Raw genomic sequence first — 21,631 nt, 5'->3', positions numbered from 1 at the left:
CGCCCGCCCTGCCTTTTCGTTAGGTAATGTTCCACGTGAAACATGATGGCGTCGCCGCGGTGTGAGGCGCAGCCCAGATATTTGTAAAACATCATCCGCTGGCCGTCTGGCTAGCCCGCCTCGAACGCGATCCCCGCTATAATTTCGCGCATACATTTCCCGATAGGCCCATGCACCTCGCGTCCATGGGATCGCCATGCTTTATCCCACAGAATTTGACGTAATCGTTGTCGGCGGAGGTCATGCCGGCACGGAAGCCGCTTTGGCCTCGGCCCGCATGGGCGCTAAGACACTGCTGCTCACGCACAACATCGAAACGCTCGGCCAGATGAGCTGCAATCCGTCGATCGGCGGCATTGGAAAAGGCCACCTCGTGAAAGAGGTGGACGCGCTCGGCGGCGCCATGGCGGCGGCAACCGATGAAGGCGGGATTCAGTTCCGCATCCTCAATTCGTCGAAGGGGCCGGCCGTTCGAGCAACCCGCGCCCAAGCGGACCGCATCCTATACAAAGCGGCGATCCGGCGCCGGCTTGAGAATCAGCCGAATCTGAGCCTGTTTCAGCAGGCGGTGGAGGACCTGATCGTCGAAGGCGACCGCGTTGTCGGTGCGGTGACCCAAGTTGGCGTGCAGTTTCGCGCGCGCGCCGTCGTCCTGACGGCCGGTACTTTTCTCGACGGTAAGATCCACGTTGGGTTGAACAACTACACGGGTGGCCGCGCAGGCGATCCCGCTGCTGTGTCGTTGTCGGGCCGCTTGAAGGAACTCAAGCTGCCGCAAGGGCGCCTGAAAACGGGTACGCCTCCGCGCATCGACGGCCGCACGATTGATTTCTCCAAGCTAGAAGAGCAGCCAGGCGACCTCGATCCGATCCCTGTGTTTTCGTTCTTGGGCCGTGTCGAACAGCACCCGCAGCAGGTGCCGTGCTGGGTCACGCACACGAACGAGCAGACGCACGACATCATTCGAAACGGCCTTGACCGGTCGCCGATGTACACCGGCGTGATCGAGGGTGTGGGGCCACGGTATTGCCCGTCGATTGAAGACAAGATTCACCGCTTCGCTTCGAAAACGTCGCATCAAATCTTCCTCGAGCCGGAAGGGCTGACGACCAACGAGTTCTATCCGAATGGGATCTCGACAAGCCTGCCGTTCGACGTCCAACTCGATCTCGTGCATTCGATGCACGGGCTCGAGAACGCGCATATCTTGCGGCCTGGGTACGCCATCGAGTACGACTACTTCGACCCTCGCGGGTTGAAGGCCTCGCTTGAAACGAAGGTGATACGTGGGCTGTTTTTCGCCGGGCAAATCAACGGGACGACCGGTTACGAAGAAGCGGCGGCCCAAGGCCTGCTCGCCGGTATCAATGCCGGGCGTTACGTGCAGGGGAAGGATGCGTGGTGTCCGCGTCGCGACCAGGCTTATCTGGGCGTGCTCGTGGATGACCTTGTGACGCGCGGCGTATCGGAGCCGTATCGCATGTTCACAAGCCGCGCCGAGTATCGGTTGAGCCTTCGTGAAGACAATGCGGATATGCGCCTCACTGAAATCGGCCGTGAGCTCGGGGTGGTGGACGATATCCGCTGGGACGCGTTTTGTCGGAAGCGCGACGCTGTTTCACGTGAAACAGAGCGCCTGCGCTCCACGTGGGTGAATCCGAAGACGCTGTCTGCGGAGGAGGCCACTGCACTGTTAGGCAAGCCGATCGATCACGAGTACAACCTGGCCGACTTGCTGCGCCGTCCGGGAATCACGTATGACGGAATCTGCGGCTTGCGAGAGGGCACATGCGGCCCCGATGCTCCGCTCGCCGATGACCCGGTGCTGCTTGATCAGATCAAGGAACAGATCGAGATTGGCGTGAAGTACCAGGGCTACATCGAGCGCCAGGCTGACGAGATTGAACGCAACGAGGCAAACGAAAGCACGCGGCTACCCGAAGGGATCGACTATGCCGTCGTCCGGGGTCTTTCCTTCGAGGCACGGCAGAAACTCAATCAATTCCGTCCGGAAACGATCGGCCAGGCCTCGCGCATCTCCGGGATCACGCCCGCAACGATCTCGTTGTTGATGGTTCATCTGAAGAAAGGTCTAGGAAGGCGGGCGGCAGCAGAGCCGAGCACCGCCGAAGCTAGCGGGGCCGATTCGGCTCCCGGCGCTCAATGACGTCGCCACGCGCCAACGGGGCGCATTCGAGCGATCGAGCTTCGTGGCTGGATCTTCTTCACGCGGGAACGAGCGAGCTTGGCGTTGCGCTTTCCGGCGAGCAATTCGAGCGGCTCGTCGACTACGTTGCTTTGCTGGCGAAGTGGAACGCGGTCTATAACCTGACGGCGATTCGCGACCCGCGTCAAATGCTCATCCAGCATATTCTCGATTCGCTGTCGATCGTCCCGCATTTGGCGGCACGAAGCGGACGCACGATTTTGGACGTCGGATCGGGCGGCGGACTCCCGGGTATCGTTCTCGCCATTGCGTTGCCCGAGCGCAATGTAACGTTGAACGACATCGTCCAAAAAAAGTCGGCGTTCCAGGCCCAGGCGAAGGCTCAACTGAAGCTCGACAATCTGTCGGTCGTGACAGGGCGGGTCGAAAATCTTCGGCCCGGCATCGAGGTGCCGGGAAAATTCGACGCAATCGTCTCGCGCGCATTCGCAGAGCTCGCCGATTTCGTTACACTTGCGCGTCACTTGGTGAGCGAGCAGGGATCGATCTGGGCGATGAAGGGGGTGAGGCCCGATGCCGAGATCGAGCGATTGCCGGCGGGCGCGCGCGCGGCCGAGATCGTGCAATTGCGGGTCCCGTTCCTCGGCGCCGAGCGGCACCTCGTGGAAGTCGTCTTCGATTGAGCGATTCCCTGCATCAAACGTCAGCAGTGCAACAGCGGTAACTAGGATTTCCGAACGATGGCAAAAATCTTCTGCGTGGCGAACCAAAAGGGCGGTGTCGGCAAGACGACGACGGCGGTGAACCTCGCCGCCAGTCTCGCTTCGCAGGGACAGCGCGTGCTGTTGATCGATCTCGATCCACAGGGCAACGCGACGATGGGAAGCGGGATCAACAAAGCCGAGTGCGAGAACACCGTCTATGAAGTGCTCGTTGACGGCTTGGCTGTCGCCGAGGCACGGATCAAGTCGGAGGCGGTGTCCTACGACGTGCTGCCGGCTAACCGCGAACTAGCGGGTGCGGAGATAGAGCTCGTCAGCGTCGATAATCGCGAAAGGCAATTGAAAGTTGCGATTGCCGCCGTGGCCGACGATTACGACTTCGTGCTGATCGACTGTCCGCCGGCATTGTCGCTGCTCACGCTCAATGCGCTGTGCGCGGCGCACGGTGTGGTGATTCCGATGCAGTGCGAGTACTTCGCGCTCGAAGGTTTGTCGGACCTCGTCAACACCATCAAGCAGGTCCACGCGAACCTCAATCGCGATTTGAAGGTCATCGGTTTGCTGCGCGTGATGTTCGATCCGCGCATCACGTTGCAGCAGCAGGTATCGGATCAACTCAAGGAGCATTTCGGCGACAAGGTGTTCGATGCGGTGATTCCGCGCAACGTTCGCTTGGCCGAAGCGCCGAGCTACGGGCTGCCGGGCGTCGTCTTCGACCGTGCTTCGCGCGGGGCGCAAGCGTACGTGCAGTTCGGCGCCGAAATGATTGAACGCGTACGCGCGCTATGAGTACCGTGCGGCGCGATGGAAAAGCGGATCGAGGAAATGCGATGAATGCCGTAGCGAAGAAGAAGGGATTGGGACGTGGGCTGGAAGCCCTGCTCGGCGGTAGCGCCGACATCACGACGGCCGTGCGCAGCGAAGGGCACCCCAGCGTACTGCCGCTCGGCAAGCTGCAGGCCGGCAAGTATCAGCCGCGTACCCGCATGGACGAAGGCAGCTTGCAGGAGTTGGCCGCGAGCATTCGGGCGCAAGGTGTCATGCAGCCGATCCTCGTGCGTCCCGTCTCCGAGGAGAAATTCGAGATCATCGCGGGCGAGCGGCGTTTTCGTGCCGCGCATATCGCCGGATTGGCCGAGGTGCCGGTGCTCGTCAAAGACGTGCCCGACCAAGCCGCCGCCGCGATGGCGCTTATCGAAAACATCCAACGTGAAGATCTCAATCCGTTGGAAGAGGCGCAAGGTATCCAGCGATTGCTGGACGAGTTCGATTTCACCCATGAACAAGCGGCCGAGTCGGTGGGGCGTTCCCGCAGTGCCGTATCGAACCTGCTGCGCTTGCTCAATCTTGCCCATCCCGTGCAGACGATGCTGCTCGCGGGCGACCTCGACATGGGCCACGCCCGAGCGCTGCTCGCCGTGGATTCGGCCACGCAGATCACGCTGGCCAACCAAGTCGTCAACAAGCGTATGTCGGTGCGCGAGACGGAGCGGCTCGTGACCGCCACGACGAAGGCGGAGCCCACGGTCAAGGCGCGCTCGAATCACGACGGGGGACGCGACACGCGCCGCCTCGAAGAAGAGTTGTCGGACTTGCTTGCGTCAGCGGTGAAGATCAAGCTCGGCCGGCGCGGGCGAGGCCAATTGCAGATCGAATTCGGCGATCTCGACGCCCTCGACGGCATTCTCGCGCGCCTGCGCGGCAGTTCCGCGGCTTGAAGAAGGCGGCACGTTTCTCGCGCACTGCACGCGTGTGTGTCCACTCGAACCTGCTCCATCCATGCCGACCGTAGACGATACCCGCGCAAACCGCGCGAGCGTGCCGCGCAAAATCGTTTCATACGCTTTCAAAGAGCCCGTCCTCGCGATCCTCGTCGTCGTTCTCGCGGTGCTTCAATGCGTGCGGCCGCAATCTTGGCTTCGACTGCCGACGATGGTGGATTGGCCTACCGTGTTGACGCTGGCCGGATTGTTGATGCTGACGAAGGCGATCGAGTTGTCCGGTTTGCTCATGTGGCTCGCGCACCGCGTCGTGCATCACGTTCGCTCGGAGCGCGCGCTGGCGTGCTTGCTGATCGGACTGGCCGCGGGGCTCTCGATGCTCGTCACGAACGACGTCGCGCTGTTCGTCGTCATCCCGCTCGTTCTTTCGCTGCACGCGCTGACGCCGTTGCCCGTCAAACGCTTGACGATCTTTTTGGCGCTGGCCGTCAATGCCGGCTCGGTGCTCACGCCGCTCGGCAACCCGCAGAACCTGTTCTTGTGGCAAGTCGGGGGCGTGTCGTTCGGACGATTCGTCTGGGCGTTGGCTCCGCTGTGCGCGACGTTGACCGCGATGTTGTATGTGCTGGCGTTCTTCGCATTCAAGCCCAAGGCGCTCGATCTTTCGAAGGATGCCGCCAAGGAGCGGGTCGATCGCGCTTACGCCGGCGTTGCCGCCGTGCTCTTCGTGGCGTTCGTGTTGCTTGCCGATTCGCATCACGCGGCCATCGGCCTCATCGGCGTGGCAGGCGGTTTTCTGTTGTGGCGGCGCGACGCCGTCCTAAAAATCGACTGGGCGTTGCTGCTGATTTTCGTGCTGATGTTCATCGTCCTGCGCAGCGTGGCCGAGCTGCCTTGGGTGCACGATACGGTCGCGGGGTTAGGCCTTCATTCGATGCTGCGCGCTTATGTCGCAGGTGCCGTTTTGTCGCAAGCGATCAGCAATGTGCCGGCTGCGATCATGCTGGCCGAGTTCACGAAGGATTGGCGCGCGCTGGCGTTCGGCGTGAGCGTGGGGGGCTTCGGTATTGCGATCGGCTCGCTGGCTAACCTGATCGCCGTGCGGTTATCGAAAACACGCGGCGTTTGGCTGCCGTTCCATCTCGTCTCGATACCGTTTTGGGTGGTCGGCACCGCGCTCGGCGCATGGTTGCTCGCGCACGCATGATGCCGCTCGCCGCCGGTTTCGGGCGCCTTTCGGTTTCGCCGGATCGACGGACCGCGCACCCGCGCCGGGCGTCGTTTTCAAGCAGTTTTTTGTCGCAGCTAAAGTCTTGAATCGCCTGCAACTATCGCTTACAATCGCCCGGATTTATTAGCTAGGCAGCCCCGTAAGCACGGCGAAAGCTTCGGGTTGGAAAATGGGTTTTGCAGGATAAGGCGATGGCGGATCGAGAGCCGGGCACAAGGCACGACGAACGCGCGCGACATGATCCTTCTTCCGCTCGCGTCGTGGGTCGTTCGGAAACGTTCGACGATGCGTGGGATGCCGAGCAGCAAGATAAGAATTTCGTTCCGCTCACGCGGGCCGAGGCTGAAAAGCTCTTTGGCTCGGACGTGAGCCGCCCCTCGCGTGTCACGCCGTTCAAGGTGGTGAAAGCGCAAGTGGTTTTGTCCCTGGTCGTCACGCTGGTCTGGTGGCTGTTTTATAAGCCGCCGGGTCCTGCTGCGCTGTCGGCCTTGTTGGGCGGAGCGATATGCTGGGTGCCGAGCGCATTGTTCGCGGCACGTTTGAAAGGAGCGGGCGGCGCCGGATCGATCCTGACATGGATGATCGGCGAGATGCTCAAGATGGGGGTAACGGTCGCGATGTTCGTCGCGGTCGCGCTTTGGTATCACGACGCGCGGTGGCTGCCGCTGCTCGTGACCTTCCTCGTCACCCTTCAAACGTACTGGTTGGCGCTCGCTTGGCGGTGAGCTTGATGGGATGACGGTGGACGACCGGCGGCGCGCGCGGCGATAAGCGCGGCGCGCCGGCGTTCGCCGCGTTCGCGCGGCGCCTCGGGTGCGTGTGGACACCGAACGATTTTCGACAATTTAGGTGGCAATAAACGATATGGCAGCTACAGAAAGCACGCACTTGGATCCGTCCGAGTACATCTCGCACCACTTGCAAAACTTCGCTACCTCGCACCAGACGTCGATCATCGACATGCACGTGTTGAACATCGACACGCTGTTCTGGTCGATCGTGTGCGGTCTCGTGGCCATCTTCATTCTGCGCGTGGCCGCGCGCAATGCCACGCCGGGCGTCCCGGGCCGCTTCCAGTGCGCGATCGAGATGCTCGTCGAAATGGTCGAAGATCAATCGAAGGCGATCATTCACGGCAACCGCACGTTCATCGCACCGCTCGCCCTGTTCGTATTCGTTTGGGTCGCGCTGATGAACTCGCTCGATTTCATCCCTGTCGACCTGCCGGGCCGCGTCATCGGCTGGCTCGGTTTGTCGGGCGTCATCTCGCACCACCGCATCGTGCCGACGGCCGATCTGAACGGCACGTTCGGTATCGCGCTCGGCGTGTTCGTGCTGATGATTTACTACAACTTCAAGATCAAGGGCGCGGGCGGCTTCCTTCACGAACTGCTGTCGGCCCCGTTCGGCTCGCACTGGTCGCTATGGATCCCGAACCTTGCACTGAACATCATCGAGTTCGTCGCCAAGACGGTCTCGCTCGCGTTGCGGCTGTTCGGCAACATGTATGCGGGCGAACTGCTGTTCCTGCTCATCGCATTGCTCGGCAGCATCTGGACGTTCGGCGCGGACACGACGGTGCTCGGCTTCATCGGCCACGTGATCGCAGGCACTGTTTGGGCGATCTTCCACATCCTGATCGTGCTGTTGCAAGCGTTCATCTTCATGATGCTGACGCTCGTGTACATCGGCCAGGCGCACGATTCGCACTGATCAAGCGCGTGTCGCGGCGTAAGTAGATTCGTTTTTCGTTTCTTTAAATCCAGTTCCAAAAAGTCTTTTACAAAGGAGTGATCATGCAAGCTTTCATCGCCAACATCCAAGGTCTGACCGCCATCGGTATCGGCATCATCATCGGCCTGGGTGCAATCGGCGCCTGTATCGGTATCGGCCTGATGGGCGGCAAGTACATCGAAGCTTGCGCGCGTCAGCCTGAACTGATGAACCCGCTGCAAACCAAGATGTTCCTCTTGGCTGGTCTGATCGACGCGGCGTTCCTGATCGGCGTCGGTGTGGCAATGCTGTTTGCGTTTGCGAACCCGCTGCTCTCGAAGTTGGCAGGCTAAGGTTTCTCGGAAGTTTGCGCCGTGGCTTGGCAATGAACGGCGCAGGGGCGAAACGACAAGCTTCGGGCGCTGATCGAACGTAACGTCGATGAGCGCCTTGCCGTTTCACTTTCCGATATAGCAACGTTTAAGGAAACACCGTGAATCTCAACGCAACTCTGATTGCGCAAATGGTCGTGTTCCTGATCCTCGCCTGGTTCACGATGAAGTTCGTGTGGCCGCCGATGGTCAAAGCCCTCGACGAACGTGCGAAGAAGATCGCCGATGGCCTCGCGGCCGCCGAAAAGGGCAAGACGGAACTCGAAGCTGCGCACAAGCGCGTCGATCAGGAACTCGCGCAAGCACGCAACGACGGTCAGCAACGCATCGCCGACGCCGAAAAGCGCGCACTCGCCGTGGCCGAGGAAATCAAGGCCAACGCGCAAGCGGAAGCGGCGCGCATCATCGCGCAGGCCAAGGCCGAAGCCGAGCAGCAAGTCGTAAAGGCGCGTGAAACGCTGCGTGCCGAAGTGGCCACGCTGGCGGTCAAGGGCGCCGAGCAGATCCTGAAGCGCGAAGTCGATCAGGCGGCGCATGCCCAACTGCTCAATCAACTGAAAGCCGAGCTCTGATCATGGCCGAACTTGCAACCATCGCCCGTCCCTACGCAGAGGCGCTGTTCGGCGTCGCCGAAGGCGGTGACCTCGCTGCTTGGTCCGCTCTCGTGGAGGAGCTGGGCCAGGTTGCGCGTCTGCCCGAGCTCATGTCGGTCGCCTCGAGCCCGAAGGTGAGCCGCGCACAGGTCGTCGATCTGCTGCTCGCCGCAGCCAAGTCATCGCTGAAGGACTCGCCGCAAGCGAAAAACTTCGTGCAGATGCTGGTCGACAATCACCGTCTCTCGCTGCTGCCCGAAATCGCCGTCCAGTTCGAAGAACTGAAAAACGCTCGCGAAGGCGCGGCCGACGCGCTGATCGTTAGCGCGTTCCCGCTGCAAGAGGCCCAGCTCGCCGATCTCGTCGCGAGCCTTACGCGCAAGTTTGGGCGAAAGCTCAAGCCGACGGTCGAAGTCGATGCGTCGCTGATCGGGGGCGTTCGCGTCACCGTGGGCGACGAAGTGCTCGACACCTCGGTTCGCGCACGGCTCGCCGACATGCGCACGGCGCTGACCGCGTAAAGCGGAGCGCTCGCGCACGGCACGCAACAGAATTGACTATCAGGAGCGAATAATGCAACTCAATCCCTCTGAGATCAGCGAGCTGATCAAGAGCCGGATCCAGGGCCTTGAAGCGAGCACGGACGTTCGCAACCAGGGCACCGTGATCTCCGTGACCGACGGTATCGTGCGCATTCACGGCCTGTCGGACGTGATGCAAGGTGAAATGCTCGAATTCCCGGGCAATACGTTCGGCCTCGCGCTGAACCTCGAGCGCGACTCGGTCGGCGCCGTGATTCTCGGTGAATACGAACACATCTCGGAAGGCGACATCGTCAAGACGACGGGCCGCATTCTCGAAGTGCCGGTCGGCCCCGAACTCATCGGCCGCGTGGTCGATGCGCTCGGCAACCCGATCGACGGCAAGGGCCCGATCAACGCGAAGATGACCGACGCGGTCGAGAAGATCGCCCCGGGCGTGATTTGGCGTAAGTCGGTGTCGCAGCCGGTGCAAACGGGTCTAAAGTCGATCGACTCGATGGTGCCGATCGGCCGCGGCCAGCGCGAGCTGATCATCGGCGACCGCCAGTGCGGCAAGACGGCCGTGGCAGTCGACGCGATCATCAATCAGAAGGGTAAAGACCTCGTCTGTATTTATGTCGCGATCGGCCAAAAGGCTTCGTCGATCATGAACGTCGTGCGCAAGCTCGAAGAGTCGGGCGCGATGGAATACACGATCGTCGTCGCGGCATCGGCTTCGGAATCGGCTGCGATGCAATACCTCGCACCGTACGCCGGCTGCACGATGGGCGAGTACTTCCGCGATCGCGGTCAAGACGCCCTCATCATCTATGACGATTTGACCAAGCAAGCTTGGGCGTATCGCCAAATTTCGCTGCTGCTGCGCCGCCCGCCGGGCCGTGAAGCGTATCCCGGCGACGTGTTCTATCTGCACTCGCGTCTGCTCGAGCGCGCGGCTCGCGTCTCGGAAGAGTACGTCGAGAAGTTCACGAACGGCGAAGTGAAAGGCAAGAGCGGTTCGCTGACGGCACTGCCGGTCATCGAAACGCAAGCGGGCGACGTGACGGCATTCGTGCCGACGAACGTGATCTCGATCACGGACGGCCAGATCTTCCTCGAAACCGACTTGTTCAACGCCGGTATCCGTCCCGCGATCAACGCGGGCGTGTCGGTGTCGCGCGTCGGTGGCGCTGCGCAAACGAAGGTCGTGAAGAAGCTCTCGGGCGGTATTCGTACCGACTTGGCGCAGTATCGTGAACTGGCCGCGTTCGCGCAGTTCGCATCCGATCTCGACGAAGCGACCCGCAAGCAGCTCGAGCGCGGCCGCCGCGTGACGGAACTCTTGAAGCAGCCGCAGTACCAGCCGCTGCAGGTGTGGGAGTTGGCCATGTCGCTGTTCGCGGCGAACAACGGCTACCTCGACGATCTCGAAGTCAAGGACGTGCTGTCGTTCGAAAAGGGCGCGCGCGAATACCTGAAGACGAGCCATGCCGACCTCGTCAAGCGCATCGAAGACACGAAGGACTTGTCGAAGGACGACGAAGCAGCGCTCCACGCCGCTCTGAAGGACTTCAAGAAGTCGGGTGCTTATTGATCGAGGCATAAGGACCTTGAAGCGGCGCGCGTAGGGTGTAGCGAAGCACGAACACCGCAGCGAGCGCCGCTTCGCTCCAGGAGCAAGCAATGGCTGGAATGAAGGAAATCCGCGGCAAGATCAAGAGCGTGCAAAACACGCGCAAGATCACCAAGGCGATGGAGATGGTGGCCGCGTCGAAAATGCGCCGCGCTCAAGAGCGTATGCGCTCGGCTCGTCCGTACGCGGACAAGGTTCGCGATATCGCCGCGCACATGAGCCGTGCAAATCCCGAGTATCGTCACCCGTTCATGGTGGCGAACGAAGGCGCGAAGGCGGCCGGCATCATCCTCGTCACGACCGACAAGGGCCTGTGCGGGGGCTTGAACACGAACGTGCTGCGCGCGACGGTGAACAAGCTCAAGGAACTCGAGCAAAAAGGCCAGACCGTCGAAGCGACGGCGATCGGCGGCAAGGGCTTCGGGTTTTTGAATCGCGTCGGCGCGAAGGTCGTCTCGCACGTCGTTCAGCTCGGCGATACGCCGCACCTCGAAAAGCTGATCGGCGCGGTGAAGGTGCAGCTCGATCTGTACTCGGAAGGCAAGATCTCGGCCGTGTATCTGGCATACACGCGCTTCGTCAACACGATGAAGCAAGAGCCCGTGATCGAGCAGTTGCTGCCGCTGTCGGCGGAGCACTTCGAGACGGACGAAACGACGCCGAAGTCGACGTGGGACTACATCTACGAACCCGACGCGCAAGCTGTCGTCGACGAGTTGCTCGTTCGCTACGTCGAGGCGCTCGTGTACCAGGCCGTCGCGGAAAACATGGCGTCCGAGCAATCGGCGCGCATGGTCGCGATGAAGGCCGCGTCGGATAACGCGAAGACGGTGATCAGCGAATTGCAGCTCGTCTACAACAAGAGCCGCCAAGCCGCGATTACGAAGGAATTGTCGGAAATCGTCGGCGGCGCCGCTGCGGTCTGACGCCCCGTCCTACGCGCCGTTTGCGCGAGTGAAGAATTGAGTATCTAAAGGAAAAGCGATGAGTACTACTGCTTTGGTAGAAGGCAAGATCGTACAGTGCATCGGCGCGGTGATCGACGTGGAATTCCCGCGTGAGCACATGCCGAAGGTCTACGACGCCCTCGTGCTCGAAGGCACGGAACTGACGCTCGAAGTTCAGCAGCAGCTGGGCGACGGCGTCGTGCGCACGATCTGTCTGGGTGCGTCCGACGGTCTGCGCCGCGGCGTGATGGTGAAGAACACGGGTCTGCCCATCAGCGTGCCGGTCGGCAAGCCGACGCTCGGCCGCATCATGGACGTGCTCGGCCGTCCGATCGACGAAGCCGGTCCGATCGAAAGCGAAACGAAGCGTTCGATCCACCAGAAGGCGCCGGCGTTCGACGAACTGTCGCCGTCGACGGAACTGCTCGAAACGGGTATCAAGGTTATCGACTTGATCTGCCCGTTCGCGAAGGGCGGCAAGGTGGGCTTGTTCGGTGGCGCCGGTGTGGGCAAGACCGTGAACATGATGGAGCTCATCAACAACATCGCTAAGGAACACGGCGGTTACTCCGTGTTCGCGGGCGTGGGCGAGCGTACCCGTGAAGGGAACGACTTCTACCACGAAATGAAGGACTCGAACGTGCTCGACAAGGTCGCGCTCGTGTACGGTCAGATGAACGAGCCGCCGGGCAACCGTCTGCGCGTGGCGTTGACGGGCCTCACGATGGCCGAGCACTTCCGTGACGAAGGCCTCGACGTGCTGTTCTTCGTCGACAACATCTACCGTTTCACGCTGGCCGGTACCGAAGTGTCGGCACTGCTCGGCCGGATGCCGTCGGCCGTGGGCTATCAGCCGACGCTGGCTGAAGAAATGGGTAAGCTGCAAGAGCGCATCACGTCGACGAAGAAGGGCTCGATTACGTCGGTGCAAGCCGTGTACGTGCCTGCCGATGACTTGACGGACCCGTCGCCGGCTACGACGTTCGGCCACTTGGACGCAACGGTCGTTCTGTCGCGTGACATCGCTTCGCTCGGTATCTACCCCGCCGTCGACCCGCTCGATTCGACCTCGCGTCAGATCGACCCGAACGTCATCGGCGAAGAGCATTACTCGATCACGCGCGGCGTGCAGCAAACGCTGCAACGCTACAAGGAACTGCGCGACATCATCGCGATTCTGGGCATGGACGAACTGTCGCCGGAAGACAAGCTGTCGGTGGCGCGTGCTCGTAAGATCCAGCGTTTCCTGTCGCAGCCCTTCCACGTTGCGGAAGTGTTCACGGGTTCGCCGGGCAAGTACGTGCCGCTGAAGGAAACGATCCGCGGCTTCAAGATGATCGTGGAAGGCGAGTGCGATCACCTGCCCGAGCAAGCGTTCTACATGGTCGGCACGATCGACGAAGCCTTCGAAAAGGCCAAGAAGATCCAGTAACGGTCGGTGTGATCGCTAGAAAAGCGAGTTCGGCGTTGGCTCTATTCGAGCGCCGGGCTCGCCGCACGCATCACGCTCAACCGAGGCTTGCACAGGAATCGATATGGCAACCATCAAAGTAGACGTCGTCAGCGCGGAAGAGCAAATCTTCTCGGGTATGGCGAAGTTCGTCGCGCTGCCGGGCGAGGCCGGTGAACTCGGTATCTTGCCGGGTCACACGCCGCTCATCACGCGTATTCGTCCCGGTGCGGTGCGCATCGAGGCCGAAAACGGCCAGGAAGAGTTCGTGTTCGTTGCCGGCGGCATTCTCGAAGTGCAACCGGGCGCCGTGACCGTGCTCGCCGATACGGCGATCCGCGGTAAGGACCTGGACGAGGCGAAGGCCGAGCAGGCCCGCAAACTGGCCGAGGAAGCGATGCAAAACTCGGGCTCGAACATCGAGTACGCGACGGCTCAGGCCGAGTTGGCGTACGCGACGGCACAGCTCGCGGCAATCGCTCGCCTGCGCAAACTGCGCTCGCAAAGCCACTAACGAAAGCGCTTCGCACGTTGCCTGTCGCACCGCGGCGGGCAATTTTGTGCCAGAACAAGACGACTAATAGGATGTTTAACGCCGCTAGGCCTGCGTCTAGCGGCGTTTTTTTCGTCTTATGCGTTTTCTGAGGGTAAGACTTGATGTTGGATGGCCCGTCGTCGATGGCACAATCGATCGGAAAATTTTTCTCACGCGGCGGAGACATCGAGATGACGAGTCAGCAGTTGGAGCAGGGGGCGCTCATTGCGCCGGCGGGCGGGCTCTCGTACGTGCGCGGCCGGACCGACATCGCGCTCTCGGAGGCGACCATCGGGGGACTGCTCAACGACACGGCCGCTCGCTTCCCCGATAGACCTGCGGTTGTATTTCGCGAGCAAGGGATTCGATGGACATGGCGTGAGTTCGCGGACGAAGTGGACGTGCTCGCGGCTGGCTTTGCCGCGGCGGGCATCAAGGCGGGAGACCGTGTCGGCATCTGGTCGCCGAATCGGGTGGAGTGGCTGCTGACGCAGTTCGCCACCGCGCGCATCGGTGCGATTCTCGTGAACGTCAATCCTGCCTATCGGCTCGCGGAACTCGAGTACGCGCTGAACAAATCGGGCTGCTGCGCGATCGTCACGGCGGAGAGCTTCAAATCGTCGAAGTACGTCGAGATGCTGCAAACGCTCGCTCCGGAGTTGGCGCAATGCGAGCCCGGGCAGCTGCGCGCGGCGCGTTTGCCTCAACTGCGTCTGGTCGTACGGATGTGCGATACGGCAACGCCCGGCATGATGACGTTTTCCGATTTGATCGAGGCGGGACGCGTGGCGCGCGAGCGCATCGATCCGGCCGCAATCGATAAGACGCTGTCGGCGCACGACCCGATCAACATCCAATTCACGAGCGGTACGACAGGTAACCCGAAGGGCGCTACGCTCACGCACCGGAACGTGGTTAATAACGCCCGCTATATCGCCATGGCGATGCGCTTCACGGAGCATGACGCGCTGTGCATCCCGGTGCCGCTTTACCACTGCTTCGGCATGGTTTTGTCGGTCCTCGCGAGCGTTTCGGCCGGGGCAAAGATGGTCTTTCCGGGCGAGGCGTTCGACCCCGTCGCCACGCTGGCGGCGTGCGCCGAGGAGCGTTGCACGGCGCTGCACGGCGTGCCGACGATGTTCATCGCCGAACTCGATCATCCCGACTTTGCCTCGTTCGACCTGTCCTCGCTGCGCACGGGGATCATGGCGGGCTCGCCATGCCCGATCGAAACCATGAAGCGGGTTGTCGCGCGCATGCATCTGTCCGAAATCACGATCGCGTACGGCATGACGGAAACGAGCCCGGTCTCGTTCCAAAGCGCGACCGACGATCCGCTCGATAAGCGCACGTCGACCGTGGGACGGATCGCGCCGCATCTCGAAGCGAAGGTCGTCGATCCCTCGGGCAAGACGCTGGCCGTGGGCGAAACCGGCGAGTTATGGACGCGCGGCTATTCGGTCATGCGCGGCTATTGGGACGATGAGGCGCGCACGAAGGAGGCGATCACCGACGGCTGGATGCATACCGGCGATCTCGCGACGATCGACGATGAGGGGTATTGCAACATCGTCGGCCGTCTGAAGGACATGTTGATCCGCGGCGGAGAGAACATCTATCCGCGGGAAGTCGAAGAATTTTTGTTCGGGCATCCGAAGGTGCAGAGCGTGCAGGTGTTCGGCGTGCCGGACGAGAAGTATGGCGAGGAGGTATGCGCCTGGATCGTCGTGCGGCCCGGAGAGCAGTTGACCGAGGACGAGGTCAGGGCTTATTGCCAAGGGCAGATCGCGCATTACAAGGTGCCGCGCTATATCCGCTTCGTCGATGAGATGCCGATGACGGTGACCGGCAAGGTGCAGAAGTTCGTGATGCGCGAGCGGATGATCGGCGAACTGCAAAAGAGCGAGCCGGACCAGGCGTGAACGGTTGAAAGTCGGGGGGGGCTGAAGCCCCAACTCCGACCGGCTGCTCTGCATGAGACCGAAGTAAGGCGACAAAGCACCAACTCCGACCCAGGAAAAAAAAAGCGGGCTTGATAGCCCGCTAAAAACCACACGCTACGGGGTTAGCGCGAGGAGACCAACGAAGGAGCCGCTGCACACAACTCACTGCTGCGTGGCGGCAACGACTCCAACAGAGATGCCCGAAACCATTCGGTCGCCAATCGGCTCATGCTTTGCTGCATCTCATTTTGCAGCAACCCAAACGCCGACACATCCGTGTTGAAACCGTTGAGGGGCATTGTGGGCGAATTGAGAAAGGCACGCGGTAACAAAGTGTTTCAGGTTGTAACGCCCGCCAGATAAGGCGTTGCGGGATTTTTTACTTGTTTGTGGGCGGAATTACGTCACTATTTCCGACCAATGAGAAGAAACGAAATGGCGCCTTGAATTGCATGTCGGTATTTTATCGGAAAAATAGCACTGGCCGGTTTCGTCTGCTCAATCGTGGGCTTAAGATGCCCATTCCGACCCGACGCCGCACGCAATTTGACCGAGCGTTGCGCGCGGCGATAATTTTTACCAATCGATGTAGCAACACAATGAACGAGCCCGATACCCTAAAACGCATCCTCGATCGCGATCGAGTGATCGCTGTCGTGGGCTTGTCCACGCATCCTTACCGGCCGAGCCACTCGGTAGCCGCGTACATGCAATCGCACGGCTATCGCATCGTGCCCGTCAATCCCGCCTATGCGAACGACACGGCCGGCGTGTTGGGTCAGCGCTGCTACGCCACGCTCGCCGACGCCGCCCAAGCACTCGCCCAGGAAGGGGCCGCCATCGAAATGGTCGACGTCTTTCGCCGCCCGGAGCAGGCGGTCGACGTGGCCGATCAAGCTATCGCGATCGGCGCGAAGTCGCTCTGGATGCAAGTGGGCGTCGTGAGCGACGAGGCGGCTGCGCGGGCGAGCGCCGCGGGACTCGACGTGGCCATGAACGTGTGCGTAAAGGTAGAACACGAGCGGCTTTTCGGCGCGACGCATCGCGCCAACGCACCATCGCCGCGCATGCCCGATTGAGCGAGCGGGGCGCCTGTTCCGGCCCCCGCTCGCATTTCCTTCATTTGAGCCATTTGTCTGAAATCGACTGGAACTGTCCCGTCTCGCGTGACAGGTGCAACCACTGATCGACGTACTGCTGGAACGTCACGTCGCCTTGCGGCAGCATGTATGCCTTTTCTCCATACTGAAACGGCTTATCGGGATGCACGGAGCATAGACCCGGGTTGAGCTTTTGCTGAAGCAGCGTTTCGGACGCATCCGTCACCATGACGTCGGCCTTGCCGTCGAGTATCTGCTTGAAAATCGTGACGTTGTCGGGATAGACGGTCAGCTTCGCGTGCGTGAAGTACTGCTTCGCGAAGCGCTCGTTCGTTCCGCCCGGATTGACGATCACGCGTGTGGCCGGCTGATCGATCTGCGCGAGCGTTTGGTATTTCTCGACGTCGCCGCAGCGCACGATCGGCGTTTTGCCGTCGATCATGTACGGTTGCGTGAAAAATACGCGCTTCTGACGTTCGAGCGATGTCGACACACCCCCCACGGCAACGTCGCATTTCGCCAGAAAGTCGTTCATGAGGTTCGACCACGTCGTCTTGACGTATTCGGCTTGAACGCCCAAGGATTTCGCCAACGACTCGGCCATATCGATGTCGATGCCCTCGAATTTCCCGTCGGACCTCAGAAACGAGTAGGGCTTGTAATCGCCGGTCGTGCACACACGCAGCGTTCCCCGCGCGAGAACGGCTTCCAGGCGCGAACCCGCGGATACGGCGGCCGGAGCCGGGGCCGTCTGGGCGAACGCGCCGCCTGAGCAGCAAGCCGTGAGCGCGATTGCGCCGAGCCACTTGCCTACGATTCGTTTCTGGTTCATGCGATGTCTCCATTGTTCTTCGAATGCGGACGGGCGATCGGGACCCGTCACCCCGCTCGATGATAGCCGTACCAAAATGACGCAGGCGGTTCCGGCCCGAAGGCAAGCATTCGACGGGATCCGGGCGCGCGCGTCCGGTAAAATGGCGGTCTCTTTCGCCTCGCCTTGCGGTTGACCCACGTGCCCTCGTCCTTGCTCAACGATACGTTCCTGCGCGCCTTGCTGCGCCAGCCGACCGAATACACGCCCATTTGGCTCATGCGTCAGGCGGGCCGCTACTTGCCCGAGTACAACGCGACGCGCTCGCGCGCGGGCAGCTTTCTCGGTCTAGCCAAGAACCCGGATTTCGCGACCGAGGTCACGCTGCAACCGCTCGAGCGTTTTCCGCTCGACGCGGCGATCTTGTTCTCCGACATTCTCACGGTGCCCGACGCGATGGGGCTCGGCCTGTCGTTCGCGGCCGGCGAAGGGCCGCGTTTCGCGCATCCCGTGCGCACGGAGCAAGACGTCGCGCGCTTGCGCGTGCCCGATATCGACGCCACGCTCGGTTATGTGACCGATGCCGTCAAATCGATACGCCGCGCGCTGACCGACGGCCAAGGGCGCCAGCGCGTGCCGCTGATCGGGTTTTCGGGCAGTCCATGGACACTCGCGTGCTACATGGTCGAAGGCGCGGGCTCGGACGACTTCCGTACGGTCAAGTCGATGCTTTACGCTCGCCCCGATCTGATGCATCGCATTCTTGAAATCAACGCCGAGGCCGTCGCGGCCTATTTGAATGCGCAGATCGCGGCCGGGGCCCAGGCCGTCATGATTTTCGACACGTGGGGCGGGGCGCTCGCCGACGGGATATTTCAACGTTTTTCGTTGCATTACATCGATGCGGTCGTGCGGCGCCTCGTGCGCGAGCATGACGGCGCCCGCGTACCGGTGATTACGTTCACGAAGGGCGGCGGGCTGTGGCTCGAAGAGATTGCGGCGTGCGGGGTGGACGCGGTCGGTTTGGACTGGACGGTCAATCTCTCGCGCGCACGGGAGCGCGTCGGCGCGCGCGTGGCACTGCAGGGCAACCTCGATCCGTCGGTGCTGTTCGCGCCACCCGAAGCCGTGCGCGCGCAAGCGCGCGCGGTGCTCGACAGCTACGGCAACCATCCCGGCCACGTCTTCAACCTCGGCCACGGCATCTCGCAATTTGCTCCGCCCGAGCACGTCGCCGAGCTCGTGGACGAAGTGCACCGCTACAGCCGGGTCATGCGCTCCGGCGGCGGCGGTCAATGATCTGACAATTTTGCTGCGGTGCAACCGGGCGGAACCGAGTGGGCTCTCGATCTAGGGGGCGAATTGCCCGGCGAGTGGCATCGCCGGGTCGTCTTGCACTTGTCAAGACTTGACTTATGCACATTTCTCTCGTTGCGGCGCGGTAGAGCCTAGGGTGGTTGACTCCGGCATGCAAAGCATGTACCCCACGCGCGAAGGCCTTGACAGGCAAGGCTTTGCGACCGAGCGCGGAAATGTGCGTTTTCCCACAGAATGTTAGCGCGACGGCCTTTGTTCGGTTCCGTCGACTTACTTTTCAACAAAGTTATCCACAGGCGGTCACGATCGGACGGCAAAGTCGAGCGAGATCCAGAGGTTAGCGGCGAATCTCATGTTTCACTTTAAGTTCACGCCGTCCGCACCGCGCCGGATTCTAGAGGCGAGCGTCGCGAGCCGAGCCGATGCGATGCGGAGCCACAGGCCATGAGCGACGCTTTCGTCCGCGTCGCGCTCGATCATCCGCTGCCGACCCTATTCGATTACCGCTGCGCCGCGCCCGCGCCGCCGCCGGGAACCCTCGTGGCCGTGCCGTTCGGCAAGCGAAGCGTCGTCGGGCTCGTGGTCGAAGTGAGCGCTCACAGCGACGTTCCGGCTGAGCGCGTGCGCAACGTCGAATCGGTCTTGAGCGGCTGCGCACCGCTCGCAGCCGACTGGCTCGAGCTCGTTTCTTTTGCCGCCGACTACTATCAGCGCTCGCTCGGCGAAGTCGCTTTGCCGGCGCTGCCTCAGGCGCTGCGCGATCCGGCGCGATGGGTGCGGCTATTCGCCGTCGAGCCGCGCTTCCGGCTAACGAGCGCCGGCCGCTCGGCGTTGCCGGACGCGCTGCCCGCGCGCGCGGCGGCGCTACGCCGGCTCGCGCAAGCGCTCGTGGACGCCGGCCCGCTCGATCTTTCGGATGCCCGCGCACTGCACGCGAAGGCGAGTGCCACGTTGGCCGCGTGGCAGGCGCAAGGGTGGGTCGACACCGACATCGACGCCGACGCCGACGCCGCGGCGCCCGAGGCGCTAGACAACGCAGGCCAAGCCATCGCGCGGCCGGCGTTGACGGACGAGCAAACCCAGGCCGTCGACGAAATCGCCGCATCGAGCGGCTTTTCACCGTTTCTGCTGCATGGGGTGACGGGCAGCGGTAAGACCGAGGTCTATTTGCGCGCGCTCGAACGGCTGTTCGCGGGCGCTCCGCAGGCGCAAGCGCTCGTGCTCGTCCCTGAGATCAATCTAACCCCGCAATTCGAAGCCGCGTTCCGAGCCCGCTTCGCGATGCTGACGGGGAGCGACGCGATCGTCACGTTGCATAGCGGCATGGCCGACGGCGAGCGCGCCCGAAGCTGGCTCGCCGCGCATACCGGCCGCGCGCGGATCGTGCTGGGCACGCGCCTGGCCGTGCTCGCCTCGTTGCCCGCGCTGGCGCTGATCGTCGTCGACGAGGAACACGAGCCGGCCTATAAGCAACAAGAAGGGTTGCGTTATTCCGCGCGCGATTTGGCGATTTGGCGGGCCAAGCAGCGCGGCATCGCGGTGGTGCTGGGATCGGCCACGCCGTCGCTCGAGAGTTGGTGGCACGCGGAGCAGGGGCGTTACCGGCGGCTCTCGCTGTCCAGGCGTGCGGTGGCCGACGCCGTCTTGCCGTCCGTGAGACTCATCGATCTCGAAGAGGAGCGGCGCCGCGGCAGAGGCAGCGTGGACGGCATTTCGGGGCCGCTCGTGGCCGCGCTCAAGGCGCGGCTGGAGCGCGGCGAGCAAAGCCTCGTGTTCTTGAATCGCCGCGGTTACGCGCCCGTGCTCGCGTGCGACGCTTGCGGGTGGCTCGCCGGCTGCCCGCGCTGTAGCGCCTACGTGGTGTTGCATAAAAGCGAGCATGCGCTGCGCTGCCACCACTGCGGGTGGGAGGCGCGCGTGCCGCGGTCCTGCCCCGATTGCGGCAACATCGATATCGCACCGCTCGGGCGCGGGACGCAGCGCGTCGAGGAAACCCTATCGGCACTCGTGCCGGGCGCGCGCGTATTGCGCATCGATGCCGACAGCACGCGCCGCAAAGGCAGCGCGCAGACCTTGTTTTCGAACGTGCACGCGGGCGAGGTGGATATCCTCGTGGGCACGCAGATGATCGCCAAGGGGCACGACTTTCAGCGCGTCTCGCTCGTCGGGGTGCTCAACGCGGACACCGCGTTGTTTTCGCACGACTTCCGGGCCGGCGAGCGGCTGTTCGCGCAGCTCATGCAAGTGAGCGGACGTGCCGGCCGGGCGGGGCTGCCCGGAGAAGTGATCGTCCAAACACGCTATCCGCGCCATGCGCTTTATCACGCGCTCGGACGCCACGACTATGTGGGGTTTGCGACCGCCACGCTCGCCGAGCGGCGTGATGCGCGCTTGCCGCCGTTCGTTTATCAGGCGCTGCTGCGAGCCGAGGGGCGCACGCTCGAGGCGGCGTTGGCGTTTCTTGCGCAAGCCGCCGCCGCATTGGCCGATATTCCCTTCGCGGAGCGCGTGACCGTCTACGACGCCGTGCCGATGACGATCGTCAAGGTCGCGAACGTCCACCGTGCGCAGTTGCTCGTGGAAAGCGCCTCGCGCGCGTCGCTGCTCGCCACGCTCAGGGCATGGCAGCCGATCTTGCGATCGCTCAAGGGAGTATTGCGCTGGAGCGTGGAAGTCGATCCGCTCGATATTTGAGCGGCGCGCTGGAGGACGGGAGACAGGCGCCCGGCGCGCCGCCGAGCGACGTACCGGGAGAGTTTGCGATCGGCCCGCGGCTCAGTAAAGCAGCCGGCTACGGGCGTTGCGGGCCCGCGTGCGCACGCGGTTCGAGTAACT

General features: G+C 62.3%; 19 protein-coding genes. 18 read left to right on the top strand and 1 reads right to left on the bottom strand.

Annotation, left to right across the window (positions count from 1 at the left end):
* The first annotated feature begins 196 nt into the window (after positions 1 to 196).
* The 16 genes from mnmG (at position 197) to C0Z18_RS04910 (ending at position 16,647) form a co-directional block, all read left to right on the top strand.
* Positions 197 to 2,167 (top strand): tRNA uridine-5-carboxymethylaminomethyl(34) synthesis enzyme MnmG, encoded by a 1,971-nt coding sequence (gene mnmG / locus C0Z18_RS04985; protein ID WP_102644253.1) that lies wholly within the window; start codon positions 197 to 199, stop codon positions 2,165 to 2,167.
* Complete coding sequence (gene rsmG / locus C0Z18_RS04980; protein ID WP_102644252.1) at positions 2,164 to 2,850, top strand: 16S rRNA (guanine(527)-N(7))-methyltransferase RsmG; 687 nt, start codon at positions 2,164 to 2,166, stop codon at positions 2,848 to 2,850. Before mnmG ends, rsmG begins: the two co-directional genes overlap by 4 nt.
* A gap of 57 nt (positions 2,851 to 2,907) precedes the next feature.
* On the top strand, positions 2,908 to 3,678 hold the full coding sequence (locus C0Z18_RS04975; protein ID WP_102644251.1) for a ParA family protein: 771 nt from the start codon (positions 2,908 to 2,910) through the stop codon (positions 3,676 to 3,678).
* 41 nt (positions 3,679 to 3,719) lie between these two features.
* Complete coding sequence (locus tag C0Z18_RS04970; RefSeq protein ID WP_102644340.1) at positions 3,720 to 4,607, top strand: ParB/RepB/Spo0J family partition protein; 888 nt, start codon at positions 3,720 to 3,722, stop codon at positions 4,605 to 4,607.
* Between the two features lie 61 nt (positions 4,608 to 4,668).
* Complete coding sequence (locus C0Z18_RS04965) at positions 4,669 to 5,817, top strand: SLC13 family permease (protein ID WP_102644250.1); 1,149 nt, start codon at positions 4,669 to 4,671, stop codon at positions 5,815 to 5,817.
* A 215-nt stretch (positions 5,818 to 6,032) separates the two neighbouring features.
* Positions 6,033 to 6,566 (top strand): ATP synthase subunit I, encoded by a 534-nt coding sequence (locus C0Z18_RS04960; protein ID WP_102644249.1) that lies wholly within the window; start codon positions 6,033 to 6,035, stop codon positions 6,564 to 6,566.
* Between the two features lie 139 nt (positions 6,567 to 6,705).
* The gene (gene atpB, locus C0Z18_RS04955) at positions 6,706 to 7,554 is read left to right on the top strand and encodes a F0F1 ATP synthase subunit A (protein ID WP_102644248.1); all 849 of its coding nucleotides are present in this window, start codon (positions 6,706 to 6,708) and stop codon (positions 7,552 to 7,554) included.
* Between the two features lie 83 nt (positions 7,555 to 7,637).
* The gene (atpE, locus tag C0Z18_RS04950; RefSeq protein WP_007180033.1) at positions 7,638 to 7,907 is read left to right on the top strand and encodes a F0F1 ATP synthase subunit C; all 270 of its coding nucleotides are present in this window, start codon (positions 7,638 to 7,640) and stop codon (positions 7,905 to 7,907) included.
* Between the two features lie 140 nt (positions 7,908 to 8,047).
* The gene (locus C0Z18_RS04945; RefSeq protein ID WP_102644247.1) at positions 8,048 to 8,518 is read left to right on the top strand and encodes a F0F1 ATP synthase subunit B; all 471 of its coding nucleotides are present in this window, start codon (positions 8,048 to 8,050) and stop codon (positions 8,516 to 8,518) included.
* Positions 8,519 to 8,520: 2 nt separating this feature from the next.
* Positions 8,521 to 9,060: a F0F1 ATP synthase subunit delta gene (locus tag C0Z18_RS04940; protein WP_102644246.1), complete on the top strand. Its 540-nt coding sequence runs from the start codon at positions 8,521 to 8,523 to the stop codon at positions 9,058 to 9,060.
* A 52-nt stretch (positions 9,061 to 9,112) separates the two neighbouring features.
* Positions 9,113 to 10,654 carry a F0F1 ATP synthase subunit alpha gene (atpA, locus tag C0Z18_RS04935; protein WP_102644245.1) on the top strand — a complete coding sequence of 514 codons (1,542 nt, stop codon included), beginning with the start codon at positions 9,113 to 9,115 and terminating at the stop codon, positions 10,652 to 10,654.
* Between the two features lie 89 nt (positions 10,655 to 10,743).
* A complete protein-coding gene (gene atpG, locus C0Z18_RS04930) occupies positions 10,744 to 11,619 on the top strand; it encodes a F0F1 ATP synthase subunit gamma (protein ID WP_102644244.1) in 876 nt (291 codons plus the stop codon).
* A gap of 58 nt (positions 11,620 to 11,677) precedes the next feature.
* Entirely contained in the window at positions 11,678 to 13,072 is a 1,395-nt protein-coding gene (gene atpD / locus C0Z18_RS04925) for a F0F1 ATP synthase subunit beta (protein WP_102644243.1), read from the top strand.
* A 103-nt stretch (positions 13,073 to 13,175) separates the two neighbouring features.
* The gene (locus C0Z18_RS04920; protein ID WP_102644242.1) at positions 13,176 to 13,604 is read left to right on the top strand and encodes a F0F1 ATP synthase subunit epsilon; all 429 of its coding nucleotides are present in this window, start codon (positions 13,176 to 13,178) and stop codon (positions 13,602 to 13,604) included.
* Positions 13,605 to 13,816: 212 nt separating this feature from the next.
* Entirely contained in the window at positions 13,817 to 15,547 is a 1,731-nt protein-coding gene (locus C0Z18_RS04915) for an AMP-binding protein (protein WP_102644339.1), read from the top strand.
* Positions 15,548 to 16,167: 620 nt separating this feature from the next.
* The gene (locus tag C0Z18_RS04910; RefSeq protein WP_102644241.1) at positions 16,168 to 16,647 is read left to right on the top strand and encodes a CoA-binding protein; all 480 of its coding nucleotides are present in this window, start codon (positions 16,168 to 16,170) and stop codon (positions 16,645 to 16,647) included.
* Positions 16,648 to 16,687: 40 nt separating this feature from the next.
* On the opposite strand, the gene C0Z18_RS04905 is transcribed toward C0Z18_RS04910, so the two are convergent.
* Positions 16,688 to 17,500: a transporter substrate-binding domain-containing protein gene (locus tag C0Z18_RS04905; RefSeq protein WP_102644338.1), complete on the bottom strand. Its 813-nt coding sequence runs from the start codon at positions 17,498 to 17,500 to the stop codon at positions 16,688 to 16,690.
* Positions 17,501 to 17,680: 180 nt separating this feature from the next.
* On the opposite strand from C0Z18_RS04905, the gene hemE reads away from it, so the two are divergent.
* Together hemE and C0Z18_RS04895 are read left to right on the top strand one after the other, a co-directional pair.
* A complete protein-coding gene (gene hemE, locus C0Z18_RS04900; RefSeq protein WP_102644240.1) occupies positions 17,681 to 18,778 on the top strand; it encodes a uroporphyrinogen decarboxylase in 1,098 nt (365 codons plus the stop codon).
* Between the two features lie 462 nt (positions 18,779 to 19,240).
* Positions 19,241 to 21,490 carry a primosomal protein N' gene (locus C0Z18_RS04895; RefSeq protein WP_102644239.1) on the top strand — a complete coding sequence of 750 codons (2,250 nt, stop codon included), beginning with the start codon at positions 19,241 to 19,243 and terminating at the stop codon, positions 21,488 to 21,490.
* The last annotated feature ends 141 nt before the right edge of the window (positions 21,491 to 21,631 follow it).

The sequence above is a fragment of the Trinickia dabaoshanensis genome (assembly GCF_002879885.1).
In the GTDB taxonomy this organism is placed as follows: Bacteria; Pseudomonadota; Gammaproteobacteria; order Burkholderiales; family Burkholderiaceae; genus Trinickia; species Trinickia dabaoshanensis.
The sequence above is the reverse complement of the archived record's forward strand: the minus strand, read 5'-3'. Positions and strand labels throughout refer to the sequence as shown.

Excerpts from the sequence above, each read along its gene's own strand:
- mnmG (WP_102644253.1), top strand. The coding sequence starts at position 197 with ATGCTTTATCCCACAGAATTTGACGTAATCGTTGTCGGCGGAGGTCAT.
- rsmG (WP_102644252.1), top strand. The coding sequence starts at position 2,164 with ATGACGTCGCCACGCGCCAACGGGGCGCATTCGAGCGATCGAGCTTCG.
- C0Z18_RS04975 (WP_102644251.1), top strand. The coding sequence starts at position 2,908 with ATGGCAAAAATCTTCTGCGTGGCGAACCAAAAGGGCGGTGTCGGCAAG.
- C0Z18_RS04970 (WP_102644340.1), top strand. The coding sequence starts at position 3,720 with ATGAATGCCGTAGCGAAGAAGAAGGGATTGGGACGTGGGCTGGAAGCC.
- C0Z18_RS04965 (WP_102644250.1), top strand. The coding sequence starts at position 4,669 with ATGCCGACCGTAGACGATACCCGCGCAAACCGCGCGAGCGTGCCGCGC.
- C0Z18_RS04960 (WP_102644249.1), top strand. The coding sequence starts at position 6,033 with ATGGCGGATCGAGAGCCGGGCACAAGGCACGACGAACGCGCGCGACAT.
- atpB (WP_102644248.1), top strand. The coding sequence starts at position 6,706 with ATGGCAGCTACAGAAAGCACGCACTTGGATCCGTCCGAGTACATCTCG.
- atpE (WP_007180033.1), top strand. The coding sequence starts at position 7,638 with ATGCAAGCTTTCATCGCCAACATCCAAGGTCTGACCGCCATCGGTATC.
- C0Z18_RS04940 (WP_102644246.1), top strand. The coding sequence starts at position 8,521 with ATGGCCGAACTTGCAACCATCGCCCGTCCCTACGCAGAGGCGCTGTTC.
- atpA (WP_102644245.1), top strand. The coding sequence starts at position 9,113 with ATGCAACTCAATCCCTCTGAGATCAGCGAGCTGATCAAGAGCCGGATC.
- atpG (WP_102644244.1), top strand. The coding sequence starts at position 10,744 with ATGGCTGGAATGAAGGAAATCCGCGGCAAGATCAAGAGCGTGCAAAAC.
- atpD (WP_102644243.1), top strand. The coding sequence starts at position 11,678 with ATGAGTACTACTGCTTTGGTAGAAGGCAAGATCGTACAGTGCATCGGC.
- C0Z18_RS04920 (WP_102644242.1), top strand. The coding sequence starts at position 13,176 with ATGGCAACCATCAAAGTAGACGTCGTCAGCGCGGAAGAGCAAATCTTC.
- C0Z18_RS04915 (WP_102644339.1), top strand. The coding sequence starts at position 13,817 with ATGACGAGTCAGCAGTTGGAGCAGGGGGCGCTCATTGCGCCGGCGGGC.
- C0Z18_RS04910 (WP_102644241.1), top strand. The coding sequence starts at position 16,168 with ATGAACGAGCCCGATACCCTAAAACGCATCCTCGATCGCGATCGAGTG.
- C0Z18_RS04905 (WP_102644338.1), bottom strand. The coding sequence starts at position 17,500 with ATGAACCAGAAACGAATCGTAGGCAAGTGGCTCGGCGCAATCGCGCTC.
- C0Z18_RS04895 (WP_102644239.1), top strand. The coding sequence starts at position 19,241 with ATGAGCGACGCTTTCGTCCGCGTCGCGCTCGATCATCCGCTGCCGACC.